1 rRNA gene is annotated in these 448 nt (G+C 52.7%); it reads left to right on the top strand.

What is annotated here, in order from left to right:
- Positions 1-171: 171 nt before the first annotated feature.
- A 23S ribosomal RNA gene (locus IRT45_RS36440) occupies positions 172-448 on the top strand; the annotation flags it as partial.

Raw genomic sequence — 448 nt, 5'->3', positions numbered from 1 at the left:
ATATATCGACACACTGTTGGGTCCTGAAAGAACAGACGTTCTTTCCAGGCAAAAAATACGATCCGCCCGGATCTCTTGTGAAACCAGCCTCTTCGGGGGTCGCGGTCCTTGAATTCGATTCGGTGCGGGTGTGTTGTTTGAGAACTGCACAGTGGACGCGAGCATCTTTGTTAGTAAGTGTGTAAGAGCGTACGGTGGATGCCTTGGCACCAGGAGCCGATGAAGGACGTAGGAGGCTGCGATAAGCCTCGGGGAGCTGTCAACCGAGCTGAGATCCGAGGATTTCCGAATGGGGAAACCCAGCACGAGTGATGTCGTGTTACCCGCGCCTGAATATATAGGGTGTGTGGAGGGAACGTGGGGAAGTGAAACATCTCAGTACCCACAGGAAGAGAAAACAATAGTGATTCCGTGAGTAGTGGCGAGCGAAAGCGGAAGAGGCTAAACC

Origin of the sequence: Nocardia sp. BSTN01 (assembly GCF_015354405.1) — a bacterium.
GTDB lineage: Bacteria > Actinomycetota > Actinomycetes > Mycobacteriales > Mycobacteriaceae > Nocardia.
This window is presented reverse-complemented; position numbering and strand designations above follow the sequence as displayed.